We start from the raw sequence: 18,067 nt of genomic DNA on the forward strand, positions 1-18,067 counted from the left end.
AGAAGATGAGAAGTAAATCCCTGTTTTGCAGTTTGATGATGGTGTTTTTAATAGTTGGAGGTAGCACCAGTGTAAAAGCACAAGCGTTGATCAGAATGAGTAAGTATTATGTGGACAGCCAGAATGGAAATGACGAACATTCCGGTAAGTCGCAGAAATTGGCCTGGAAGTCTCTGGCCAAAGTGAATGCACAAACCCTGGTTGCCGGTGATAAAGTCTTTTTCAAAAGAGGAGGTAAATGGGAAGGTCAGCTTCTGCCAAAAGGTTCAGGGATGGAAGGTAAGCCCATTGTGATTAGCGCTTATGGCAAAGGGGATTTACCGGCAATCGCTGCTAATGGTAAATTTAAAGATGCAGTATTGCTTAAAAACATCAGTTATATCAGTTTGGAATATCTGGATATTTCTAATCTGGATACGGCAGTTAAAGTTCAAAAAACAGGCCCTACCGGAGTTAGGATTCTTTCAGAAAATATCGGAACAATTCGCAACATCCGCCTGTCTAATTTATATGTACACGATGTAAATGGCGACAATAAAAAAGGAAGTAATGAGGGCAATGGGATTTTCTGGGATTGTCAGGGACCTAAGCCAAGTAATATTGAAAACCTGCTCATTGAAAACTGTAAAGTGGTTAAGGTAGACCGGAATGGGATTCGTGGAAATGGCACCTTTGGATTTCGTAACAACTGGTTCCCAAACAAGAACCTGATCATTCGTGGCTGTACCTTGGAAGATATTGGCGGAGATGGTATTGTGGTTAAAGCTTTTGATGGTTCTTTAGTGGAGCATAATAAACTATTTCATATCAGAACCCGTGCTAAAGACAATGCGGTGGGCATTTGGCCACACAGCAGCGACAATACCATTATTCAATACAATGAAGTGGCTTACACTAAAAATCTGGACTGGTCTAATGATGGGCAGTCATTTGATATTGATGGGAATTGCAACAATACCATTATCCAGAACAATTACAGTCATGATAACGATGGTGGCTTTATGTTGGTGATTTCAGATGCTATCAATGCTAAAAGCAGAATGACTACTAATAGCATCATTAGGAATAACCTTAGTATTAATGATGGAAATAAACGCAAGCGCCTGTTCAATTTTGCTTTAGTAACAGATGACACTAGAATCAGCGGAAATGTTTTCTATAATAGTGGTTTAGATTCTGTGAAAATGGAATTGATAGATATCGAACATGGTGTTCCTAAAAACGTGGTTTTCGAAGATAACATCTTTGAATATGCTGGGTTATCTCAGGGGATTTTCAACAAATCTGCAAAACAATATGGAGCATTGAGCTGGACTGGAAACGTGTTTAAAGGAAATGTTATTGGAAAGGAGAAGCTATTAAATGTTAAAGAAGGGGCTCCTATAAAGAAAAAAAATCTGAAAGAATTTCCATGGAATTTCATAAAGGTGTTGAAAATTGAAAACGTTCTCTAAATTATTATATTTAAAGTATATACATAATCAATCATCCCTAAAACAAATTTATGAGAACCAAAATTTTAGCCCTTTGCCTCGTCCTGGCAACCAGTTTTGTTGCGTGTAAAAAATCCGAAGTCGCAACAGAACTAAGCACTGTAGAATTATCGACTGATACGGTGTACAGCAGTCCGCAATCCAGGAATTTGAACCTGGTTTATTTTGTGCCTAATGATCTGGATACCCTTCCTGCTTACGAACGACGCTTAAGCGAGTTGATGTTATGGACACAGAATTACATGAAGGAAGAAATGCTCCGCAATGGTTATCCAAACAAGACCTTTGGCATGTTTGCAGACCTGGCCATTAATCGTGTAAAGATCATCACCATCCGGGGTACTAAGCCGAAGAGCGATTATTCCTACTCTGGTGGTGCCGGCAATGTACAGGCAGAAATTAACGCCTACTTTACAGCCCATCCTACGGAAAAAACAAGCGAGCATATCCTGGTGATCCTGCCTAGATATGAATTCCGACCAGATGGTACCCCTAGTGGTGGACCATTCTACGGTATGGGAAAATGGTGTTTTGCCTTAGATTATGAAGGTATGGACATCAAGAACCTTGGGAAAACCGACACAGAAGGCAACCGATTCAGCGTATGGTTTGGTGGATTGGTGCATGAACTTGGTCATGGATTAAACCTACCACACAACTGCCAGAAAGTTTCTGAAAATGCTACGCTTGGTATGGCTTTAATGTGGGCAGGAAATGGAACGCTGGGTAAATCCAAAACCTTCCTGACCGCCGCAGATTGTGCGATTCTTAACGTCAACCAGATCTTTAACAACGACAGTAAAACCTATTATGGTGCTGTTACAGCAAGGGTAACTAAAATCCATGCAGACTATTCAGCTTCAAAAGCAGCGATTGTGCTTTCCGGTAGATTTACCAGTAATACCAAAGTAAACAGCATCGTTTATTATAATGACCCGAATGTGAACAACGAAGGAGTAGGGGTAAACAAAGATTATAATGCGGTAACCTGGGAGTCCAAAGCAATTGGCACAGACAGTTTTTATGTGGAAATGCCCATTACTGATTTTAAATATAAAGACGGTAGTCCTTATGAATTGCGTTTGAAATTGGTACATGAAAATGGTACGGTTACTGAGAATAGCTATGCTTATCAGTTTGTGAATGCTTTGCCGGTTTTAGACTTCAGTACTAAAGATGAAATCAGTAAAACGGGTTGGTCTATTGCGGGCTTCAGCTCTCAGCAAACCACTGCTGTTGCAGCAAATGTGATTGATAATAACTTGTCTACCGGATGGCATAGCCAATGGTCAGTGTCACCAGCCGCAAGTTACCCTCATTTTATTACCGTAGATATCGGATCTGTTAAAACCCTGGATGGCTTTACCATATTAAATGGCGATAGACGTGCCATTAAAAACACAGATATCTTGTATAGTACTGATGGCATCAACTTTACCCTGGCTTCGAATTTAAACATCCCTAAGCTGGGTTCTATTCAAAACTTTGCCTTTAATGCTCCATTAACCTTTAGATATTTTAAAATTCTAGCCAAATCAAGCTGGGATGGCGAACAATTCGCACAATTCGCCGAGATAGGCCTTTACAAAAATTAATATAATGCATCGACAAAAAATTATTGCCACGATCCTCTTCTTTCTGTTTCAACTGGCTGTGACTACAGCAAAACCTATTTCTAATGTACTAAATGGACGGGAAACCATTCCATTTAATACCAACTGGCAATTTTATTATGCTTACAATTTTGAAACTGGTATAAAAAAAGAAAGCGTAAATCTGCCACATACCTGGAATGCCAATGAGGTATTAGAAGGAGTGGCGGAGTACAAGCGAACTTCTGCGATTTATGAGAACAAGCTAAATGTTCCACAGGCATGGGCTGCTAAAAGGCTGTTTCTTTATTTTGAAGGCGCCAATAGTGTGGCTACCGTATTTGTAAACAACAAATCTGTGGGCGAACATAAGGGCGGTTATACAGGCTTTGCGGTAGAGATTACAGACTATGTAAAACCTGGCGACAATTCAATTGCTGTGCAGGTGAGTAATGCCTACCGTCTGGATGTGATTCCATTGCATGGCGATTTCAATATCTATGGTGGCCTGCATCGCCCGGTTTCCTTGATCGTAACGGAAAAGAATTGTATCAGTCCGCTGGATTATGGTTCTTCAGGAGTTTACCTGACACAGAAAGCGGTTTCAGAAAATTCAGCGGAATTGGAAATACTGACAAAATTATCTTTGTCTGATGCTAAAAAATTAACGCTTAAAACTACCCTTTTTGATCAGGAAGGGAAGGAAGTACGTTCCATCAGTACACCTGTAAATGGGGCTACGGAAATGAAAACAGCGATGCGCATTCAAAAACCGCATCTATGGAATGGGAAAGCAGATCCTTATTTGTATCGCGTATCCGTAGAACTGCTGCAGGATGGAAAAGTAATTGATCATATTGCTCAACCTCTGGGTTTACGCTATTATCGCGTAGACCCGGATAAGGGCTTTTTTCTGAATGGGAAATACCTCAATTTATATGGTGCCGGCAGGCATGAAGACTGGTCAGGGAAAGGTTCGGCTTTAACCGATGCCGACCATAATCAGGATATGGAGCTGATGAAGGAGTTAGGCGCTACAGCAGCAAGATTAACCCATTATCCACACAGCAAGCATTTTTACGACTTAGCAGATCAAAATGGCCTGGTACTATGGTCGGAAATTCCATTTGTTGGCCCTGGTGGATACACCGGAACGGGCTATGTCAAAGATCCGCAACTGGAAGAAAATACAAAGAAGATGTTAAAAGAGCTAATTCGTCAGAACTACAACCACCCATCTGTATGTTTCTGGGGTTTATTCAATGAGTTGAAACTTAATTATGACGATCCGCAGCCTTTTATCAAGGAGTTGAATGCCTTAGCTAAAGCGGAAGATCCGGGAAGGTTAACCACCCTGGCCTCCAATCTTGGCAGCAGCAATTTTACGGATCTGAGTGATTTGATGGGCTGGAATCAGTATTTCGGCTGGTATGGTGGCCGCTTTGATCAAGTTGCTAAATGGGCTGATCAAACTCACCAAACTTTGCCATCCAGACCGATTTCAATCTCTGAGTATGGGGCAGGTGCAAGTCCTTTCAAACACACGGAAGACTTAACTGCACCGGAACCAAAAGGACGCTTTCATCCGGAAGAATGGCAAACAGCATTCCATGAAAAACATTGGGAAGAATTGAAGAAACGTCCTTTTGTATGGGGTAAATTTATTTGGGTATTGGCTGATTTCGGTTCTGCGATCAGGACGGAAGGAGACGTTAACGGGATCAACGACAAAGGACTGGTTACCTATGATCGCAAGGTTAAAAAGGACGCCTTTTACTTTTATAAAGCAAACTGGAATCCGGAACCGATGGTGTATCTCGCAGAGCGAAGAAATACTGCACGTACTAAAGCGATAACCACAGTTAAGGTGTATAGCAATTTGCCGGATGCTGAGCTATGGGTCAATGGTAAAAGTATGGGCAAGAGAAAAAAGAACGCCATGAATACGATCCTTTGGGAAGAGCTAAAGCTGAATAAAGGAAAAAATGAACTGTTGGTAAAAGCAAAATCTGCTTCGGGAGTTTTGGAAGATACCTGTACCTGGGTACTTCAATAATTCCGGAATATTTTTATCCTTGGGAAACACTTCCTTTCAAGTCAGGTAGTACTAACAAAATGGCCCTTTGAAAATCTCAAAGGGCCATTTGTATTTTAGGGATGATCCCTTTTATAATTTAGAGGTGGTAACCCTGACTTTGCATTTCTGCTGCAATAAAGCGGTGGTATTGTTCCATGTTTAGTGGATAATCCCAACATCCCATTCTGTGGTATAACTCCCCACCGAAGCCGGTTTTAAACTTATAAAGACCATATAGGGGATGGGCAGGATCTGGCTGCGGTGCCACACCAAAAAAGTCGTATTCCAGACAACCTTTATTTTTAGCAATCTTCATTGCTTCCCATTGCAGGGCATAGGTGGCCATATAATTCCGGTTGCTGGAAGAAGAAGCGCCATAAAGATAGGTTCCTCTTTGTCCGGAAATTACCAGGAACATCGCGGCAAGTGGTTGCCCTTCGCAATCTGCCAGTAGCAATTCTACCTCTGCCGGCGAAGCAGTATCTTCTGCACGCGCCGCAAGCACGGTTCTGAAATACTCAATATCATTGATATGAATACGGTTTCTAATCGCAGTTTCCTGATACAAAGCATACCATACATGAAGGTTCTCCATTCCTACTCTGGTTACATTTACGCCTTTTCTATGAGAAAGGTTGATGTTGTACCTGGTTTTAGCTTTCATGGAATTCAGTAAGGTAGTTTCGTCCTTTTGCAGATCCAGGAAAATGGTATTTGAAGGCAGGATATCTGAATTTGTCTTTTTCAGGTTCCAATTGCTGGTGTTAAAGTTAAAACGGAACTCCTGATATTTCTTTTCAGGGGGACCATTCCAGATCCCGGATTCGTCATAACTATCATTTTCTTTTGCCCAATGGGATTCCCAGGCCAGGTCATACCTGATCAGGATACATTTTTCAGGAAGGTGTTCTCGGAGGTTCTCCGAAAGTTCTTCCAGGAATTTTCCCTGGTATTCTTCATTGGGTTCAATCTCCGGGCCGTATGGAACATAGGCAATGCTATGTTCGCTGTCTAAGGGCTGGAGTAATACTAAGAAATCAGCATGGGTATAAGTATTCGTTAAAGCATCATGATAAATGTCTTCATTGTTGACTTTAAAATTGAATGCTTTAGATTGGAGGCCTTGTTGGGTTTTTACTTCCGACCAGAATGCTGTCTGCTGAACAATTGAAGTCTCATAAACTTCTTTAATGTTTTTTTTATCAATGGCTATATTCATCTTTTTCCTTTCCAACCGCAAAGGTCGGGAATAATAAGATGATAAGCCAATTTAAGACAGATTAGTCTCTGGCATGGAAGCAAGGGCGACATCTCGGCTCATAGCTATCTTTCTCTCCCAGAAGTACTTTTGTTTGATTGGCTACGGTACGGTAAGAATAGGCCGCCGGACTGCCACAACGAACACATATGGCATTCACTTTGGTTACTAGTTCTGCGATGGCCATTAAATTTGGCATTGGGCCGAAAGGCTTTCCGCTGAAATCCATATCCAGACCGGCAACGATCACACGAATGCCACGTTGGGCGAGGATATTACATACTTCGGGCAGGTTTTCATCAAAAAACTGTGCTTCATCAATTCCCACTACCTGTACATCGGTATTCAATAACAGGATTGCTGCGGAGTTGTCTACAGGGGTAGAGTGTACGGAGTTTTTATCATGTGAAACCACATCATGATCATCATATCTGGTATCAGTGGCAGGCTTGAAGATTTCTACCTTTAGTTTAGCAATTGCTGCACGTTTTAATCTTCTTAATAATTCTTCCGTTTTACCTGAAAACATAGAGCCACAAATTACCTCTATACTCCCGCAAAACTCTCCTCTTCTGTAATTTTGTTCGCTGAATAACATCTATGATACTGATCTTTATAGCCCACTAATATCGAAATTTTGTAGTACTTTTGAGTAGCAAGTTACCAACATAAAACATCAAATTTGTCGTTATTAGCCTATGATGAACCAAGAAGATATTTTTAGAAAGATAGGATTGATTTTAGAAGAACTTCAAGATCAATACGCCTATTTGGCAAGAAACCAGCAACAGTTAAATGAGTTAGAGCTGGAACTATTTATGGCCAATGCCAACTTTTTATCAGATCATGTTCAGATTGTCAGGAAGTTAAATGCAGCAAAAGTTGTGAAGGAAATTCCTGAACATACGAGTCCGGATCCGGTTGCTGAAGCTTCCGCATCCTCCAAGCAAATGAGTTGGGAAAGTCCAGCTGCGGCTCCACAACAATGGAATTACCCTTCAGAAAATGTAATTCCGGTATCAGAAGAAAAGCCATTTCAAGAGGAAAACTTATTGACCGAAGCACCTTCGATAACCGAAGAAGTACCGGTACAAGAAGAAAAACCGATATTTCAAACTCCGGTAATTGCGGAAACACCAGCACACCCTAACGAATTGTTTACCGAATCTTCCTTTGAAAGGGAATCCTTTAAACTAGATAAAGAGCCTTCTACTTTTGAGTTCATCCTGAAAGATATTGGGGCAACGGATAAGTTTGAGTTCGAAGAGAAATCTGTGGACGACATTTTTGACCGCCCTTTGAGTCCGGAGGAAGAACAGATCATTGCGCAAAAGCAAAAATTAAGAGAACAGGAAGAACAGCAACAGACGAAGGAGACAGAATTAGAAGACGAGATTGGTCCTGAGCCCTTTTTGGTGGCTAAAGAAGAGGATATTGTTCCTCCTGCCCGTACAGAATTGCAGCCAGATCCTATTGCTGAGCAGATCGTAGTAGAAAAAATTGTAGTAGAAGAGGTTGTGGTAGCGGAAACTCCTGTAGAACCAGCCAAACCGATGTCTTTAAACGAGCGTTTGGCAAGTCAGTTGGGTACAAATCAAAATACAACCAATTCAGACCCGCAAAGAAACACCTTAACAGACCTGAAACATGGCATCAATCTAAACGATAAAATGCTGTACATAAAAGACCTGTTTAACGGTTATAACCTGGCTTATGCGGAGGTGATAGACCTGCTGAATAAGATGTCTGATTTTAATACTGCGGATTCCTTCCTGCAAAATAACTATGCAGAAAAGAACAATTGGGCAGGAAAATCTGCAACGGTTGCTAAATTTTATGAGTTATTACACCAGCGTTTCCCGACTAAATAAAGCCCATCCGGTTAGAGTCCAATTTTAAGAAGATAAACAGCAATACGGTGAAACTCCATAGCGAGGAACCACCGTAACTGATAAAAGGCAAAGGAATTCCGATCACGGGAATAATCCCGATGGTCATTCCTATGTTGATGAATACGTGGAAAAAGATGATACTGGCCACGCAATACCCATATACCCTGGAAAATGTAGAGCGCTGTCGCTCGGCGAGATTGATGATCCGCAGCAGCATAAAGATGTACAGTGCAATTACGGTAAAGCAACCTACAAAGCCCCATTCTTCACCAATGGTGGAGAAGATAAAGTCGGTACTTTGCTCTGGTACATAGCCATATTTCGTTTGTGTACCTTCTAAAAACCCTCTTCCGGTAAGCTGTCCTGATCCAATTGCGATCTTAGACTGAATTACGTTGTATCCTGCCCCTTTCGGATCTGTCTTAAGTCCTAGCATGATCTCAATCCTGGTGCGCTGGTGAGGCTCTAAAACCTTGTCGTACGCCACTTTTACCAGAAACAGGTAGCCAATTGCAATCACGGTTACGATGATACAAGAGATCATCACCTTATGTCTTCTTCTGTTCTGATAGATAAACAGACCACCTATAGCGAGGATGAGGGGAATTAATATTTGTGCAGGAACCAGGAAATCAGCGATAAACAACACGATCATTCCTAAAAATATCAGCAGGAAATAACCTGAAAGTCCTTCTCTGTAGAGTGGAAACATGAAGGATAAGAAGACCAATGCCGATCCCATATCCGGTTGCAAGAGGATCAGAAACAAGGGGATCCCTACAATTACAGCGGCAAAAAATATTGATTTTACATCTCTGAATTTAGGGTTAAAAGTACTCACATAACGGGCAATCAGTAGGGCAGTACCAAACTTTGCCAGCTCAGAAGGCTGGAGCCTAAAGCTGCCCAATGGGATCCAGGCCTGGTTTCCGGCTACTTTTCTTCCTACTACGAGTACGGCAATGAGCAGCAACATGGTGATCCCATAAACAATGGGGGAGAAGACGCTGAAAAACTTGGCATCCAATAATAAGATGGAAAAGCCCAGGATCAGCGCGGTAATGATAAAGATCAGCTGTTTCCCATAATTGGTGGCAAAGCTAAACTGGCTGGATTCCGCACCATTAAAGATTGAAGCATAGATGTTGACAAAACCAATGGTACACAAGGCCACATAGAGTAGGATGGTGATCCAGTCTACATTGAAAAAGAAACGGTTGCCTTGTTGTGTTGTCATTTATTTTATGATATGAATCGGTTTAACTGGACTGGTTACTATTTTACTGGGCACTGTTGTGGTGATGGCTGAAGGTGTTGTTCCTGCGGCTGCCGGTGCTGGTAATACCTTTGCCGGACTTAATGATTTGCTTGCGGAATCTTTTTTCAAGGAGTCGCTCAACAATGGTTTTAGTTTTGGCTTTGGTTTTTTCGGAACCGGTAAAATGACTTGTTTTTTCATCCATTCTACGCTGGCTCTTTTGTTGACCGCAATACTGTCTTTAAGGTATTTCTCCGCAATATAACTGGCAATTGGTGCAGCATAAGAACTTCCATAACCTGCATTTTCCACTACTACGGCAATAGCAATCTTCGGATTGTCACGAGGAGCAAAGCCGATAAATACGGAGTGGTTTTTCCCACGTGGATTTTGTACGGTACCCGTTTTACCACACATCAGGATATTTTCTATCGCTGATTGTCTGGCCGTACCCCATGGTGCATTTACTGCATCCTGCATTCCGTCAATTACCGGATCAAAATGTCGGGCATCTACACCTACATAATTTTTGCGGGCATATTCTTTTTTGATGACCTTGTTTTCACCGATTGCTTTAATCAGGTGGGGTTTCACGTAAAATCCTTTATTGGCAATAATGGCCATGATATTGGCCATCTGTAATGGCGTAGCATCCATCTCTCCCTGACCAATTCCTAAGGAGATCACCGTAGTATATCCCCAACGGTTGCCGTATTTCTTATTGTAGTGATCTGCAGCGTATAAATTTCCGGTACGTTCGGCAGGAAGATCTACGCCTAGTTTTTCACCAATACCAAATTTCCTTACCTTCTTTTGCCATTCTTCGTAGGCGATTCGTTGACTTTTGAACTTCTTTTGGGTGAGTAGTTTCTGGAATACATAAAGCGCGTAAGTATTACAAGACCTGGCCAGACCTTTTCTCAAACTGATATTTCCATCTACGTGTTCACATTTCACCCTGTGATTTCCGGCCATATAATAGCCTGGGCAATTGAAGGTGGTATTCGGATCAATTACTCCTTCCTGTAAACCCAATAATGCATCCAGAGGTTTAAACGAAGATCCTGGCGAATAGTAACCTTGGATCGGACGCACCGTAAATACGCGATTTGGATTTTTGTCCAGGTTAATCAGGTCCATATAGTTATTTCCCTGCTGACGGCCTACCATGAGGTTAGGATCGTAACCGGGGCTACTTACAAAGGCTAGAATTTCTCCGGTTGCGGGTTCAATGGCGACAATACTGCCCACCTTATTTTTCATCAACTCTTCACCTAGTTTCTGAATGCGGAAATCCAGGGAAGAAACTACTCTTTCTCCAGATTTGGCAAGGGTATCAAATTTTCCTTCCGCATAACTTCCTTTTGGAACATTTCTGGCATCATAAAGCATGTTGATGATTCCTTTTTCACCACGGAGAACATCATTATATTGTTTTTCTACACCTGCTTTACCGATATAATCACCGGGGCGGTAATAGCCGTTGCTCTCTTCAATATCTTTCTTGGATACCTCTTTTACATAACCGAAGAAATGGCCTGCGGCGCTGTCAGGATAATACCTAACTGTTCTACTTTGTACAAAAAAGCCTGGAAAACGGGAAAGCTGTTCAGATAAAGCGGCATAAATCTGTACGGAAAGTTGTTTCTCAAAAATGCTGGGTTGATACCGCGACTGCACCGTTGCTTTATTGAAACTTTTCTTAAAGCGTTTCATATCGATACCGATGATGTTGATCAGTGAGAGGGTATCAAATTCTTTCACCTGATTTGGGATCACCATCAAGTCATATACCGGCTCATTCTGAACCAATATCTTTTCATTTCTATCGAGAATTACCCCTCTTGCAGGGAAGGTGTAGATTTTGCGCAACACATTACTTTCCGCAGAAAGGAAATACTTGTCGCTGGCCACCTGAATGTAAAAAAGTGTGCCGAGTAAGATTAAGGCAACAGCGATAAATAAACCCTGAATAATGTATTTACGGTTAAACAGATTGTCCATTAGCGTGCCTTCCTGTTATAGAATATAAATTCTATGAGTATGATTAAAAATAGTGTAAAGATAGCGCTCAATAAACACCTTAACAAGGTGTAGGAGAATTCTGTTAAACGGAATGTTTCCAGGAAAAATAGCACCAGATGGTGTGCGAAGGTACAAAGGGTAGCGTAAATGCTAAACCATTTGAAGCCCATATTTCCAAGGGTAGGTTCTGGTTCGTCGAAATTGTCTTTGTTTACGGTTACAGCGATAAAGGAGATCCTGACAAATGCCAGGGTCACGCAGGCTGCGGTATGTACGCCTAATGTATCATAAAACGCATCCAATGTTAGACCTGTTACAAAAGCAATCAGGTAGAGCAGGAGGTTTGGTATTTTAAAAGGCAGTAATAGTAAAAACAGGATATAGACAAAGGGTGTTGCCAGGCTGTAAAAGCTCAGGTTTCTAAGTAATATGATCTGAATAAAAAGTAGTAAGAACCATCTGAAGATGTTTACCAATATTATTTTACTGTTCATTTGGCAATTTTGATTCTAAAGCTTTCTGTTCCTCTGCTAATTTGTCTTTGATGACATATACATATTGTAAGGTACTAAAATCATTGAAAAGATCGATTTCGATCGTCATGAAATTATCCCCTGTGGAGATGCCGGTATTGCTCACCCTACCTACGGGTATGCCTGGAGGGAAGCGGGAGAAACCAGAGGTCACCACTGTATCTTTTAAGGCAATTTTGAAGTGGTTGGGCACATCTTTGATATAGGCCTTTCTATAGTCAAAGTTCTTGGTTCCCCATACTAAAGTACCCAAGGCATTATTTTTCTTAAGGGTCACACTCACCTTAGTGTCTTTATGTAATAAAGATTCAATGGTGGCCAGGTGTTCTGAAACATCTCGTATGTACCCTACTACGCCTTTCCCCGGAGAGATCACCGCCATGCCACTGGCAATGCCATCAGCAGTACCACGGTTAATTGTGATGATATTATTCCTTAGTGTAATCGAATTCTTGATTACTCTTGCCGAGAGGTAGGTGTATTGAGTATTGTTGAGCGTGTCTTTAACGACTACATTTTTCGCACTGTCGATACTGTTAAGTGCAAGAAGTTCTGTTTTTAGCTTGGCATTTTCTGCTGCTAAGCTATCATTTACATCCCCTAGATTGAGGTATTTTTTTAATACGTTCAGGTTTTTATAAGCGGTACCGACTACTTCGTTGGTGGAGTTAACGGTTACGCTACGCTGATAGGAGTTATTACTCACTGTCAGATAAATTCCAATAGTAAAGAAAATGATAAAAAAGAAAAATGCGTTGTATCTGTTTATAAAAATCCAAAGGTTACGCATACTTTTCGATTCGGGGTTTTAGTTTGTAAACTGAGTTTAAGTTTTAAGTATCCTTAAAGGCTTGAGCCGGGAAATACATAAAACTTAAACTCAGGGTACTTTTTATTGCATTAAGAATTTATAACCACCAATGTTTTTCAGGGCGATACCTGTTCCACGTACTACCGCACGAAGAGGATCTTCGGCAACGTGTACTGGAAGTTTGGTTTTTGCCGCTACACGTTTATCTAAACCGCGCAATAGGGCACCACCACCTGTCAGGTAAATACCAGTCTGGTAAATATCTGCAGAAAGCTCTGGAGGAGTGATCTCTAATGCTTTAAGAATTGCTTCTTCAATTTTCGAAATAGATTTGTCCAGGCAATGTGCAATTTCAGTGTAAGAAACGGTGATTTGTTTCGGTACACCTGTCATTAAGTCTCTTCCCTGAACTGCGAAATCTGCAGGTGGATCAGTAAGTTCAGGCAGTGCCGCACCTACTTCAATCTTGATTTTTTCTGCAGTACGGTCACCGATCATAATGTTGTGCTGACGACGGATGTAATTCACAATGTCAGAGTCAAAGTTATCTCCGGCAACGCGGATCGACTGGTCGCAAACGATACCAGATAACGCGATTACCGCGATCTCAGTAGTACCACCACCTATATCGATGATCATGTTACCCATCGGCTCTTCTACGTCAATTCCGATACCTACAGCAGCTGCCATAGGTTCGTGAATCAGGTAAACCTCTTTAGCGCCTGCGATTTCTGCTGAATCTCTTACTGCACGTTTCTCTACCTCAGTGATACCGGAAGGGATACAAATTACCATTCTTAACGAAGGGAACATCCATCCTTTACCACCATTCAGCATGCGGATCATTCCTTTGATCATCGCTTCTGCGGCATTAAAATCGGCAATTACACCATCTTTCAGCGGTCTAACGGTACGAATATTATCGTGCGTCTTTCCCTCCATTTGCATGGCCTGACGGCCAATAGCGATGATTTTATTTGTTTGTCTGTCGAAAGCAACAATAGATGGTTCATCCACTACTACTTTGTCATTATGTATAATTAGAGTGTTAGCCGTACCTAAGTCGATAGCTACCTCTTGTGTAAACCAATTAAATAAACCCATTTATTAGGTGATAATTTAAGTATTAAAAATTCTGTATACTATAGTAATGTAAAACTACGTCTTTTTATTGTATTCGCAGTTAAATAAATTAGTGTTTGAAATGTCTAATACCCGTGGTAACCATTGCGATGCCTTTCTCATTCGCCATATTGATAGAGTCAGCATCTTTAATCGAGCCACCTGGTTGTAAAACTGCAGTAATACCTGCTTCAGCTGCAATTTCTACACAATCCGGGAATGGGAAGAATGCATCAGATGCCATTACTGAACCTTCTAATGGGAAGTTGAATGCATTTGCTTTAACGATGGCTTGTTTCAAGGCATCAACTCTTGAGGTCTGACCAACACCACTTGATAGCAACTGGTTGTTTTTTACAAATACGATGGTATTAGATTTGGTATGTTTAACAATTTTATTGGCAAAGAAAAGATCTTTAAGTTCTTCAGCAGTAGGCGTTTTCTCCGTTACTGTAGTCATTTGATCAGCATTTTCAATGATCAGATCTTTATCTTGTTCAATCACACCATTCAATAAAGTTTTGAATTGTTTTTTGCTCAATTCTACTTCATTTCTCTGTAAGATTACTCTGTTCTTTTTCGCGCGGAAAAGCTCAACAGCTTCCGGTTGGTAAGATGGTGCGATCAATACTTCGAAGAACAATTTGTTGATTTCAGTAGCTGTTGCTAAGTCGATTTCACGGTTAGCGATCAATACACCACCGAAAGCACTTACAGGATCACAAGCTAATGCAGTATCCCATGCTTCTTTGATGCTTGCTTTTGAAGCTACACCACAAGCATTGGTATGTTTTAAGATGGCAAATGTAGGCTCTTCGAATTCATCGATTAAAGCTACAGCAGCATCTACGTCTACCAGGTTGTTATAAGAAAGCTCTTTACCATTCAATTTAGTGAACATGGCATTTAAATCGCCATAGAATACACCTTGTTGGTGTGGGTTTTCGCCATATCTTAATACCTGAGCAGTATTGATGCTTTGTTTGAATACATTAAGAGGTTCTTCAGTATTGAAATAGTTGAAGATGGCCGTATCGTAGTGAGAAGAAGTATGGAATGCTTTTTTTGCATAAGCTTTACGCTGTGCAATTGTAGTTTCACCTTCTTGTTCTTCTAATTGATGTTGTAAGGTTGCGTAGTCGTCTTTTGAAGCCAAAATCACTACGTCATTGAAGTTTTTAGCAGCTGCTCTGATTAGAGAGATACCACCGATATCAATTTTCTCAATGATTTCTTCTTCAGAACCACCAGCTTTTAGTGTTTCTTCGAATGGGTATAAGTCCACAATAACCAGGTCGATTTCAGGGATCTCATATTCATTGATCTGCTCCTGATCTGAAGTCAGGCCTCTTCTGTTAAGAATACCACCGAAAACTTTAGGGTGTAATGTCTTTACCCTGCCTCCTAAAATAGAAGGATAACCTGTAAGGTCTTCCACTGCTGTAACCGGCAGATTTAGGTCTTTAATAAATTGTTCGGTACCACCAGTAGAGAATAACTGGACACCCTGTTTAGCTAACAGGCGAACTAAAGGTTCTAAACCATCCTTGTAATAAACTGAAATTAAAGCGTTTTTGATCTTTATCGATTGACTCATTAGAGAAAAATTTTGAGCCGCAAAAGTACCCATTTTTCTTTTAATGTCAAATGCTTATTTGCAGTATATTAAAGGAAGATTATCTTTCTAATCCCGGCGCTCTTTTTTACACCCTTTTTAGAAAGAAAACCTTCGGAAATTCCTGCTATTTTTTGATCTTTTTGATGATCGTTTCTACGATACGTGGATAGTGGTTATGCTCTAGTTGCTGACCTTTGAATTTGATCATTTCCAGGTTATCATCTTTTTCAATTCGATATTTTGCCTGGTAAATGTATTCTCCTTCATCGTAGTTTTCATCTACATAATGAATGGTAATGCCGCCTTCTGTTTCATTCGCTGCCATTACTGCATGGTGTACATGGTCGCCATACATGCCTTTTCCACCAAATTTAGGTAGGATTGCAGGGTGAATATTGACAATTCTTCCTGGATATTCCTGGATCAGGTTTTTTGGAATCAGCCATAAGAATCCCGCAAGGACAATTAAATCGATCTCTAAATTTTTCAACAAGCCAATGATCTTGTCGGTATGATAAAATTCATTCCTATCGAAGATATGAGAAGGGATTTCGAAATTATCTGCACGTTGTAATACGTAAGCGTCAGGATTGTTGGTTAGTACCAATGCGATTTCCGCTTCCGGGTGATGTTTGAAATGCTCCATTAGTTTCTGGGCATTAGAACCCGAGCCTGAAGCGAATATAGCGATGCGTTTTTTCATAGGTGCATTTAGATTTAATAGAAATCAAGCGGGCTCTGCCTATTTAAAAAGGCTGATAATATTTTTCAAAAATAGTATTTTAAGGCTTTATTGGAAGCTTTTTGTTGCTTTTTGTCTTTTTTGATCGGGGATAGGGAGTTGAGACTTGTTTTTATGCAGTGTGGACTACGTTTAAAAAAAATGAAAAGAGGATGGGCTCTGCCCGGGAAGAGTGGCAGGTTGGAATAGGGTTCGGAAGGGGTTGGCTTAGGGTTGGGTTAGGGTTGCTATAGTCGATAGGTATCCAGACCCTAACTGAACCCTAAGCCAACAGCTTCTGAACTCAGGTCTTTTCCGGGTGCCAGCCCCGGGAATTCCCTGCTTTTCCTAGTTTTTCTATTTATGTCGATTTTTCTGCTACCTTTGTCGCAGAATGCAAAACTACCTTATGGTATGGCGTATTCTCATTAGCGGATGCTTGATCAGGATTGAAATTTTTAAATCATGTGACCTTTCTAAAGTATTATAAATCAATAATTAAGATTTATTGAAAATATTTACGAGTTCATTTTGCATATTAAAAACATTAATTCTATATTTGCAGTCCGAAAAAAAGGAAAAACAAAAGGCTGGTAGCGGTTGGGTTTGTGCCCAATATTCTTGAAAGCTTTAAAAGGAATATTATAATATTGAAAAATGGCAAATCATAAATCTTCGTTAAAAAGAATTAGAGCAAACGCAACTAAACGTTTACGTAACAGATATCAGGCAAAAACTACTCGTACCTTTATCAAAAGGTTACGTGCTGCTGAAGATCAAAAAACAGGAAAAGAGTTATTACCGAAAGTAATCTCTATGTTAGATCGTTTGGCTAAGAAAAATGTTATTCACAAGAATAAAGCAGCTAACAACAAATCTAAATTGACTAAATTTGTTAATGGCTTAAAATAAGCATAGCTTTACAATATTATAGACGGGACTGCGTAAAGCATATCCCGTTTTTTTGTTTATGGCTATTTATGAACAGAAGATAGGAATTAAGCAATGGGCAGAGGCAGATCGGCCCCGGGAGAAGCTGATGCTTCATGGACGGAGGCACTTGACCGATGCAGAGCTGGTGGCGATTTTGATCGGTTCCGGCAATGCGGACGAATCAGCAGTTGACCTGAGTAAGCGGATCCTGGCTTCCTGTAATCAGGACCTCGATGCTTTAGGAAGGTTGAGCGTTCCTGACTTATGCAAGTTCCGTGGCATTGGAGAGGCAAGGGCTATCTCGATCATCTCGGCATTGGAACTCGGCCGAAGGCGTAAACCTGGTACTGCAGTGTTGCCAAAAATTAGCAGTTCACATGATTGCTATCGGGAGCTTTCTTCGGTAATGACCGATTTACCCCATGAAGAATTCTGGATTCTATTGCTCAATAGAGCGAATGAGGTGCTGTCCAAACAGCAGGTGAGTAAAGGTGGTTTAACCGGAACAATAGCCGACCCCAAAGTCATCTTTAAAATTGCACTGGAACACAATTCTGCCTATGTGGTGCTGGCACATAACCACCCATCGGGAAATCTGAAGCCTAGTCAGGAAGATCTGAAGTTGACCGCGAAATTGGTAGCGGCAGGAAAATTACTCGACCTCTACATTCTCGATCACTTAATTATTACAAACAAATCTTTCTTTAGTTTCAATGATGATGGCTTAATTTAGC

Annotated in this window: 15 protein-coding genes; 6 read left to right on the forward strand and 9 right to left on the reverse strand. The window is 40.8% G+C overall.

The window, feature by feature from the left end:
- Positions 1-5: 5 nt before the first annotated feature.
- From R2S10_RS16740 to R2S10_RS16750, 3 genes are read left to right on the forward strand one after another with little or no spacing between them, the layout of a single operon-like run.
- Complete coding sequence (locus tag R2S10_RS16740; RefSeq protein ID WP_316841567.1) at positions 6-1,454, forward strand: hypothetical protein; 1,449 nt, start codon at positions 6-8, stop codon at positions 1,452-1,454.
- 50 nt (positions 1,455-1,504) lie between these two features.
- Complete coding sequence (locus tag R2S10_RS16745; RefSeq protein WP_316841568.1) at positions 1,505-3,088, forward strand: discoidin domain-containing protein; 1,584 nt, start codon at positions 1,505-1,507, stop codon at positions 3,086-3,088.
- A gap of 4 nt (positions 3,089-3,092) precedes the next feature.
- Positions 3,093-5,141 (forward strand): glycoside hydrolase family 2 protein, encoded by a 2,049-nt coding sequence (locus tag R2S10_RS16750; protein ID WP_316841570.1) that lies wholly within the window; start codon positions 3,093-3,095, stop codon positions 5,139-5,141.
- A 118-nt stretch (positions 5,142-5,259) separates the two neighbouring features.
- Here the strand turns inward: R2S10_RS16750 and R2S10_RS16755 are convergent, their stop codons facing one another.
- Positions 5,260-6,381 (reverse strand): lipid II:glycine glycyltransferase FemX, encoded by a 1,122-nt coding sequence (locus R2S10_RS16755; RefSeq protein ID WP_316841571.1) that lies wholly within the window; start codon positions 6,379-6,381, stop codon positions 5,260-5,262.
- 61 nt (positions 6,382-6,442) lie between these two features.
- Complete coding sequence (locus tag R2S10_RS16760) at positions 6,443-7,018, reverse strand: thymidine kinase (RefSeq protein WP_316841572.1); 576 nt, start codon at positions 7,016-7,018, stop codon at positions 6,443-6,445.
- Between the two features lie 100 nt (positions 7,019-7,118).
- Here R2S10_RS16760 and R2S10_RS16765 point away from each other — a divergent pair, with 100 nt between their 5' ends.
- Positions 7,119-8,291 carry a hypothetical protein gene (locus tag R2S10_RS16765; RefSeq protein WP_316841573.1) on the forward strand — a complete coding sequence of 391 codons (1,173 nt, stop codon included), beginning with the start codon at positions 7,119-7,121 and terminating at the stop codon, positions 8,289-8,291.
- Here the strand turns inward: R2S10_RS16765 and rodA are convergent.
- The 7 genes from rodA to purN form a co-directional block, all read right to left on the reverse strand.
- Entirely contained in the window at positions 8,284-9,549 is a 1,266-nt protein-coding gene (gene rodA / locus R2S10_RS16770) for a rod shape-determining protein RodA (protein WP_316841574.1), read from the reverse strand. The two genes, R2S10_RS16765 and rodA, sit on opposite strands and share 8 nt — an antisense overlap.
- Positions 9,550-11,574 carry a penicillin-binding protein 2 gene (gene mrdA / locus R2S10_RS16775; protein WP_316841575.1) on the reverse strand — a complete coding sequence of 675 codons (2,025 nt, stop codon included), beginning with the start codon at positions 11,572-11,574 and terminating at the stop codon, positions 9,550-9,552.
- Positions 11,574-12,089, reverse strand: a complete 516-nt coding sequence (gene mreD, locus R2S10_RS16780) for a rod shape-determining protein MreD (protein ID WP_316841576.1) — start codon at positions 12,087-12,089, stop codon at positions 11,574-11,576. The genes mrdA and mreD overlap by 1 nt, the downstream gene beginning before the upstream one ends.
- Positions 12,079-12,918 carry a rod shape-determining protein MreC gene (gene mreC, locus R2S10_RS16785; RefSeq protein WP_316841577.1) on the reverse strand — a complete coding sequence of 280 codons (840 nt, stop codon included), beginning with the start codon at positions 12,916-12,918 and terminating at the stop codon, positions 12,079-12,081. The genes mreD and mreC overlap by 11 nt, the downstream gene beginning before the upstream one ends.
- Before the next feature lie 102 nt (positions 12,919-13,020).
- Positions 13,021-14,043: a rod shape-determining protein gene (locus R2S10_RS16790; RefSeq protein WP_008246482.1), complete on the reverse strand. Its 1,023-nt coding sequence runs from the start codon at positions 14,041-14,043 to the stop codon at positions 13,021-13,023.
- Positions 14,044-14,131: 88 nt separating this feature from the next.
- Positions 14,132-15,658, reverse strand: a complete 1,527-nt coding sequence (gene purH / locus R2S10_RS16795) for a bifunctional phosphoribosylaminoimidazolecarboxamide formyltransferase/IMP cyclohydrolase (RefSeq protein ID WP_316841578.1) — start codon at positions 15,656-15,658, stop codon at positions 14,132-14,134.
- A gap of 145 nt (positions 15,659-15,803) precedes the next feature.
- Positions 15,804-16,382: a phosphoribosylglycinamide formyltransferase gene (gene purN, locus R2S10_RS16800; RefSeq protein ID WP_316841579.1), complete on the reverse strand. Its 579-nt coding sequence runs from the start codon at positions 16,380-16,382 to the stop codon at positions 15,804-15,806.
- Between the two features lie 675 nt (positions 16,383-17,057).
- On the opposite strand from purN, the gene rpsT reads away from it, so the two are divergent.
- On the forward strand, positions 17,058-17,312 hold the full coding sequence (gene rpsT / locus R2S10_RS16805) for a 30S ribosomal protein S20 (protein ID WP_062550312.1): 255 nt from the start codon (positions 17,058-17,060) through the stop codon (positions 17,310-17,312).
- A 58-nt stretch (positions 17,313-17,370) separates the two neighbouring features.
- Complete coding sequence (radC, locus tag R2S10_RS16810) at positions 17,371-18,066, forward strand: RadC family protein (RefSeq protein WP_316841580.1); 696 nt, start codon at positions 17,371-17,373, stop codon at positions 18,064-18,066.
- Position 18,067: the final 1 nt, after the last annotated feature.

It is taken from the genome of Pedobacter gandavensis (genome assembly GCF_032678745.1).
In the GTDB taxonomy this organism is placed as follows: Bacteria; Bacteroidota; Bacteroidia; order Sphingobacteriales; family Sphingobacteriaceae; genus Pedobacter; species Pedobacter gandavensis_C.

Coding starts and splice junctions, on each gene's coding strand:
- R2S10_RS16740 (WP_316841567.1), top strand. CDS start 6: ATGAGAAGTAAATCCCTGTTTTGCAGTTTGATGATGGTGTTTTTAATA.
- R2S10_RS16745 (WP_316841568.1), top strand. CDS start 1,505: ATGAGAACCAAAATTTTAGCCCTTTGCCTCGTCCTGGCAACCAGTTTT.
- R2S10_RS16750 (WP_316841570.1), top strand. CDS start 3,093: ATGCATCGACAAAAAATTATTGCCACGATCCTCTTCTTTCTGTTTCAA.
- R2S10_RS16755 (WP_316841571.1), bottom strand. CDS start 6,381: ATGAATATAGCCATTGATAAAAAAAACATTAAAGAAGTTTATGAGACT.
- R2S10_RS16760 (WP_316841572.1), bottom strand. CDS start 7,018: ATGTTATTCAGCGAACAAAATTACAGAAGAGGAGAGTTTTGCGGGAGT.
- R2S10_RS16765 (WP_316841573.1), top strand. CDS start 7,119: ATGATGAACCAAGAAGATATTTTTAGAAAGATAGGATTGATTTTAGAA.
- rodA (WP_316841574.1), bottom strand. CDS start 9,549: ATGACAACACAACAAGGCAACCGTTTCTTTTTCAATGTAGACTGGATC.
- mrdA (WP_316841575.1), bottom strand. CDS start 11,574: ATGGACAATCTGTTTAACCGTAAATACATTATTCAGGGTTTATTTATC.
- mreD (WP_316841576.1), bottom strand. CDS start 12,089: ATGAACAGTAAAATAATATTGGTAAACATCTTCAGATGGTTCTTACTA.
- mreC (WP_316841577.1), bottom strand. CDS start 12,918: ATGCGTAACCTTTGGATTTTTATAAACAGATACAACGCATTTTTCTTT.
- R2S10_RS16790 (WP_008246482.1), bottom strand. CDS start 14,043: ATGGGTTTATTTAATTGGTTTACACAAGAGGTAGCTATCGACTTAGGT.
- purH (WP_316841578.1), bottom strand. CDS start 15,658: ATGAGTCAATCGATAAAGATCAAAAACGCTTTAATTTCAGTTTATTAC.
- purN (WP_316841579.1), bottom strand. CDS start 16,382: ATGAAAAAACGCATCGCTATATTCGCTTCAGGCTCGGGTTCTAATGCC.
- rpsT (WP_062550312.1), top strand. CDS start 17,058: ATGGCAAATCATAAATCTTCGTTAAAAAGAATTAGAGCAAACGCAACT.
- radC (WP_316841580.1), top strand. CDS start 17,371: ATGGCTATTTATGAACAGAAGATAGGAATTAAGCAATGGGCAGAGGCA.